The organism is Microbacterium sp. CPCC 204701 (assembly GCF_004010105.1).
Taxonomy (GTDB): Bacteria; Actinomycetota; Actinomycetes; order Actinomycetales; family Microbacteriaceae; genus Microbacterium.
In genome coordinates, this window is the sequence record NZ_RRYE01000177.1 from 1 (window position 1) to 6175 (window position 6175).

At 70.3% G+C, this 6175-nt stretch carries 6 protein-coding genes; 5 read left to right on the forward strand and 1 reads right to left on the reverse strand.

Annotation, left to right across the window (positions count from 1 at the left end; all coding sequences use genetic code 11):
* Both EIO58_RS11050 and EIO58_RS11055 read left to right on the forward strand, forming a co-directional pair.
* A partial coding sequence (locus tag EIO58_RS11050; protein ID WP_205789233.1) for a helicase-associated domain-containing protein occupies positions 1–651 on the forward strand: 651 nt, incomplete at its 5' end.
* A gap of 63 nt (positions 652–714) precedes the next feature.
* Positions 715–2355 carry a DNA repair helicase XPB gene (locus EIO58_RS11055; protein ID WP_127819585.1) on the forward strand — a complete coding sequence of 547 codons (1641 nt, stop codon included), beginning with the start codon at positions 715–717 and terminating at the stop codon, positions 2353–2355.
* A 9-nt stretch (positions 2356–2364) separates the two neighbouring features.
* On the opposite strand, the gene EIO58_RS11060 is transcribed toward EIO58_RS11055, so the two are convergent.
* Positions 2365–3237, reverse strand: coding sequence for an alpha/beta fold hydrolase (locus EIO58_RS11060; protein WP_127819586.1), 873 nt, complete (start codon positions 3235–3237; stop codon positions 2365–2367).
* 67 nt (positions 3238–3304) lie between these two features.
* On the opposite strand from EIO58_RS11060, the gene EIO58_RS11065 reads away from it, so the two are divergent.
* The 3 genes from EIO58_RS11065 to EIO58_RS11075 all read left to right on the forward strand — a co-directional run.
* Positions 3305–3856 (forward strand): TetR/AcrR family transcriptional regulator, encoded by a 552-nt coding sequence (locus EIO58_RS11065; protein WP_127819587.1) that lies wholly within the window; start codon positions 3305–3307, stop codon positions 3854–3856.
* A 309-nt stretch (positions 3857–4165) separates the two neighbouring features.
* The gene (locus EIO58_RS11070) at positions 4166–4858 is read left to right on the forward strand and encodes a response regulator transcription factor (RefSeq protein WP_106816784.1); all 693 of its coding nucleotides are present in this window, start codon (positions 4166–4168) and stop codon (positions 4856–4858) included.
* A gap of 103 nt (positions 4859–4961) precedes the next feature.
* A partial coding sequence (locus tag EIO58_RS11075) for a histidine kinase dimerization/phospho-acceptor domain-containing protein (RefSeq protein ID WP_240658750.1) occupies positions 4962–6175 on the forward strand: 1214 nt, incomplete at its 3' end.

The following is a 6175-nucleotide window of genomic DNA, read 5'->3' on the forward strand; positions in this document are numbered from 1 at the left end:
ACCGAGGGCGAGACGGCCGCCTCGGTGCGCGAGTTCCTGTCAGCGCTGTCGCTCACCGGCATCCCGCAGCCGCTGGACTACCTCATCGAGAGCACGGCCGCGCGCCACGGCCTGGTGCGCGTGCGCAGCGATCTCGCCACGGGGCGCACGCGCGTGGAGAGCGCCGACGCGAGCCTGCTCGACGCCCTTGCGATCGACCAGGCCCTGCGCCCGCTCGGACTCGTGGCCGACGGGCAGGACCTCGTCTCGCGAGTCGCCCGCGACGCCGTGTACTGGTCGCTCGCCGACGCCCGCTACCCCGTGGTGGCGCTCGACGAGTCGGGCGCGCCCGAGTCGGTGCACCGCCGCACCACCGCCGTCGCCTCCGAGCCGAGCGCCACTCCCACCGAGACGTACGCGCGACTCATCGCGATGCTCCGCGGAGGCCACGGCACCGATGGCGAGGCCGGCTGGCTCGAGCGCGAGCTCGAGCAGGCGGTGCGCGCGCGCTCCGAGATCATCGTGGTGGTGCGTATGCCCGACGGCGCGGAGCGCGCGTTCACCCTCGAGGCATCGGGTCTCGGCGGGGGGCGCCTGCGCGGCCGCGACCGTGCCGCCGACATCGAGCGCACGCTCCCCGTCTCGAGCATCGTCAGCGTCCACTCCGCGTGAGCGCGACCGCCTCCGGCGCACCGCGGCGCCGGTCCCGCAGCACCCCCGGTAGACTGGCACGTTATGGCTGACGGCCCCCTCATCGTCCAGAGCGATCGCACCGTGCTGCTCGAAGTCGCACATCCCGACGCCGAGAGCGCGCGCCACGAGCTCGCGATCTTCGCCGAGCTCGAGCGCGCACCCGAGCACATCCACACGTACCGCATCACCCGGCTGGGGCTGTGGAACGCGCGTGCGGCCGGCCACGACGCCGACGACATGCTCGCCACGCTCGAGCGGTGGTCGCGCTTCCCGGTGCCGCCGTCGGTGTCGATCGACATCGCCGAGACCGTCGGCCGCTACGGGCGCCTGGTCATCGAGCGCAACGACGACGGCGAGCTGATCCTGCGCTCGACGGATGCCGCGGTGCTGGCAGAGGTGTCGAAGAACAAGCGCATCCAGCCGCTGCTGATCGGCCACCCCTCCCCCGGCGTGTTCGTCGTCGACGCGTGGGCACGCGGTCACATCAAGCAGGAGCTGCTGAAGATCGGCTGGCCCGCCGAGGACCTCGCGGGGTACACGCCGGGCACGCCCCATCCGATCGACCTCGCCGAGAACGGCTGGCATCTGCGCCCGTACCAGCGCCACGCCGTCGAGACTTTCACCGAGGGCGGCTCGGGCGTCGTGGTGCTGCCGTGCGGCGCGGGCAAGACGCTCGTCGGCGCCGGAGCGATGGCCGAGACGAAGACCACGACCCTGATCCTCGTCACCAACACCGTGAGCGCGCGGCAGTGGCGCGACGAACTGCTCAAGCGCACGTCGCTCACCACCGAGGAGATCGGCGAGTACTCGGGGCAGGCGAAGGAGATCAAGCCGGTCACCATCGCGACGTACCAGATCCTCACCGCGAAGCGGAAGGGTCAGTACGCCCACCTCGCGCTGCTCGACGCCCTCGACTGGGGCCTCATCGTGTACGACGAGGTGCACCTGCTGCCGGCACCCGTGTTCAAACTCACCGCCGACCTGCAGGCGCGCCGCCGCCTCGGGCTGACCGCGACACTCGTGCGCGAGGACGGCCGCGAGGGCGACGTGTTCAGCCTCATCGGACCCAAGCGGTTCGACGCGCCGTGGAAGGAGATCGAGGCGCAGGGCTTCATCTCACCCGCAGTCTGCTACGAGGTGCGCGTCGACCTCCCGGCGGGCGACCGCCTCGAATACGCCGCCGCCGCCGATGACGAGCGGTACCGGCTCGCGGCGACGGCTCCTGCGAAGATCGGCGTCGTGCGGCGCCTCGTCGAGCGGCACGAGGGCGAGCGCATCCTCATCATCGGCCAGTACCTCGACCAGATCGACGTGCTCGCCGAGGCCCTGAACGCGCCGAAGATCACCGGCCAGACACCCGTCGACGAGCGCGAAGAGCTCTACCAGGCATTCCGTGTCGGCGAGATCTCGGTGCTCGTGGTGTCGAAGGTCGCGAACTTCTCGATCGACCTGCCCGAGGCATCCGTCGCCATCCAGGTGTCGGGATCTTTCGGCTCGCGCCAGGAGGAGGCGCAGCGACTCGGACGCCTGCTGCGCCCGAAGCAGTCCAACCACACGGCGAGCTTCTACACGCTCATCGCGCGCGACACCGTCGACCAGGACTTCGCGCAGAACCGCCAGCGCTTCCTCGCCGAGCAGGGCTACGCCTACACGATCCTGGACGCCGACTCGCTCGCCGCCTGACGGCGAGGCTCATCCGAGGAGGAACGCGGCCATGTGCCGCGCGACCTCCCCGGGGTTGTCGTCGACGAGGAAGTGCGCTCCGCCCGGAACGAGCTCCACGGTCGTCTGGGGCGCGTCTTCGGGGCTCACCGCGAGCGCGTCCTCGGGAAGCAGCCCGTCATCCGCCCCGAACAGCACCAGCGTCGGCGTATGCAGCACGCGGCCCAGGTACGCGCCTCGCACCGCCTTCATGAAGCCGGGCAGGATGAGACCCCGGTAGAGCTTCGATGCGGCGCGCGCCCGCGCGGGATCGCGCAAGGCGTCGACGTAGGCGGCGACATCAGCGTCGTCCATGGGCCGGCGCTCGAATCCGCGAAGGAGCCGATGCGCGAGTCGCTGCCGTCCCCGCGACAGCAGCGCCGGTCCGAGCCAGGGCGTCGCGATCGCCCACTGGAACCACAGGTGCGGCATCGCCTTCACCAGCCCGACGATGAGCGCACGGTTCATCCGCAGGTACGGCGCGGGCACGGCGATCGCGACATAGCGGCGGATGCGATCGGGGTGCTCCAGGCACAGGTCGAACCCCACGAGGGCGCTCCAGTCATGGGCCACGAGGTCGACCTGGTCGAGGCCCAGTTCGTCGAGGAGCGCGAGGACGTCGCGGGCGATCGTCGCCGAGTCGTAACCCGACGGCGGCGCGTCGGTGCGTCCCGCGCCGCGAAGGTCGGGCGCGATCAGATGCGCGCGATCCGCGAGCGCCGCCATGACGCGCCCCCATTCGCGCGAACTCTCGGGGAAGCCGTGGAGCAGCAGCACCGGTGCGCCCTCGCCGACCTCGGTCACGTGCATGCGCAGTCCGTTCGCGGTGACCGTACGCGAGCGGATGCCGGTGGTCGCGGTCATGATCAGAGGGTACTACGTTCATAGTGACTTGTCACTACGAAAGTAGTGCGCCTGCTACGCTCTCCCGGTGACGACGACCCGCGAACGCGCCCTCGACGCGGCGGTTCGACTCGTCGGCGAGCAGGGCATCCGCGCGCTGACGCACGCGCGCGTCGACGAACGGGCGGGGCTGCCGAAGGGGTCGACCTCGAACTGGTTCCGCACGCGCGCCGCCTTGATGACGGGCGTCAGTGAGTGGATCGCCGAGCAGGAGACACACGACCTCGGGCCGGTCCTCACACAGCAGTTCGACGACCTCGAAGCGTTCATCGACGTCTTCAGCTCGGTCATCGAGCTGCTGACCGGGCAGCACGCCGTGCGCACGCGCGCGCGGTACGCCCTGTTCCTCGAGGCCTCGTCCGATCCCGAGCTGTTCCAACCGCTGCGCGCGCAGCGGGAAGGCATGGAGGCGTGGTCGCGACAGCTGCTCGTGACGCTGGGCGCGAAGCATCCCGACGCGGCTCTGCACGCCTTCATGGCGTTCGGCGACGGCATCGTCCTGCACCGCCTGAGCATCGACCCCGACGCCCCCGTGCGGGAGAGCGTGGCGGTCGCCGTGCGCGGCTGCTTGGCGGCATGACACGCGTCCCGCGCCGGCGTCCAGCAGCGACCCGAACAGGTACGCCCCGCGAGCCGAGGCCTCCGGCGATCTCGTGTGTGAGAACTGCCCCTTCCACGTCCTCGCGGCGCGGCACACCTCGCTCGTCTGCGGCGCGAACGTCGCATCGGCGTGCGGGCTCTGCGCCGCGACCGGCGACCCCCGACTCCGGTTCTGGAGCCCGCCGACGGACGATGCTGCGTCCACAGGCACTCCGCCGGCTCCTGAAGAAATCCCGCCCGAGTCGCCGATATCCAGCGAGCCCGGCGGATACGCCGACATAATGGGCGCATGACCGCACCGCGCATCCTCGTCGTGGACGACGAACCGAACATCCGCGACCTGCTGATCACGAGCCTGCGATTCGCCGGATTCCAGGTCAGGGCCGTCTCCAACGGCGCACAGACGATCTCGGCCGTCCTCGAGGAGGAACCGGATCTCATCATCCTCGACGTCATGCTGCCCGACATGAACGGGTTCAGCGTCACCAAGCGGCTCCGCGGCGCCGGCTACACCGCGCCGATCCTGTTCCTCACCGCCAAGGACGAGACCGAAGACAAGATCACCGGACTCAACGCCGGCGGCGACGACTACGTCACCAAGCCCTTCAGTCTCGACGAGATCGTGGCGCGCATCCAGGCGATCCTGCGCCGCACCATGCAGGCCGACGAGGAGTCGGTCATCCGCGCCGGCGAGCTCACGATGGACCAGGACACCCACGACGTACAGGTCGGCGACGTCTCGATCGACCTCAGCCCGACCGAGTTCAAGCTGTTGCGCTACCTCATGCTCAACCCCAACCGCGTGCTCTCGAAGGCGCAGATCCTCGACCACGTGTGGGAGTACGACTTCAACGGCGACGCCGGGATCGTCGAGAGCTACATCTCTTACCTGCGGCGCAAGATCGACCCGCACTCGTCCGAGCCGCTCATCCAGACCAAGCGTGGCTTCGGCTACATGCTGAAGGCGGGCAAGACCGCGTAGCGCGGCACAGACGAAGGAGGGCGACCTGGCGCACAAGCCGGACGCGATCACCTGGTGGTGGCGAGGCACGAGTCTGCGCGCGAAGGTCACCGGGGTCACCGTCGTGCTCCTGGCCGTCGGCCTGTTCGCCGCGGGGGTGGGAACCGCCGCGTTCCTGCGCAACTCCCTCGTCGAAGGCGTCAACGGGCAGATCGAGGCCTTGGCGCGCACCGAGGCGGGCGCGCCGCTGCTCGACTTCACCGTCTCCGACGACGGCCGCCTCGATGTCACCGAGACCGACGACGCTCCGCCGGTCGACTACTTCGTGGCCGTCTACGATCCGCTCTACGCGCCCGAAGAGGGCGAGGCCGACCGAGGCAATCTGCTCGCCCTCGCCGGGGGACGCGGCGGGCCGGTCCCCGCGGTGCCGTCGACACTCACCCTTCAGCAGGCGCAGACCGACGAGCTGCAGATCTTCGAGCTCACCTCCGTCGACGGCACCGCGTCGTTCCACGCGACCGTGTCGATCCAGCAGTACGGGAGCACGCTGTACCCCCAGCTCGTCGCGGCGCCGCTGGCCGCCGTCAACCGCACCATCGCGAACTATGTCGGCATCTATTCGATCCTCGCCCTCGTCATCCTCGCGCTCGGCGCATTCGCCACGAGATTTCTCGTGACCCTCACGTTCCGCAGCCTCGGCCAGGTCGAGTCCACCGCCGACGCGATCGCGGCGGGTGACTTCAGTCAGCGCATGACCGACATCGAGCCGACCACGACCGAGGTCGGGCGTCTCAAGACCGCCATCAACGCGATGCTCGACCACGTGGATGCCGCGATCTCGCAGCGCGACGCGACCGTGCGGCAGATGCGCCGCTTCATCGGCGACGCGAGCCACGAGCTGCGCACGCCGCTGGTCACCGTGCGCGGCTATGCGGAGCTGTACCGAATGGGCGCCGTGCGGGGCGACGAGGACGTGGCCCAGTCGATGGATCGCATCGAGAAGGAGGCGATCCGCATGGGCCTCCTCGTCGAGGACCTGCTCGCCCTCGCACGCCTCGACGAGCGACGCGACGTCGTCATCGGGCCCGTCGATCTGCGGCCGGTGGCGCGTGATGCCGCGATGGACGTCCGCGCGACGGCACCGCTGCGCCCCGTCACGGTCATCGACGCGACCGTCTACGAGCCCGCGGACGAAGCCCCGCGGCCGGATGCGGCGCCGGAGGAAGCCGAGGCGAAGCGCCGATCGCCGAACACGTCTGCGATCGCCCGCGCGGGCGCAACCCTCTCGCTGCTGCGGCGGCGGCCCAAGCCCGTGCCCGCCCTCGAGGCGAACGGCGC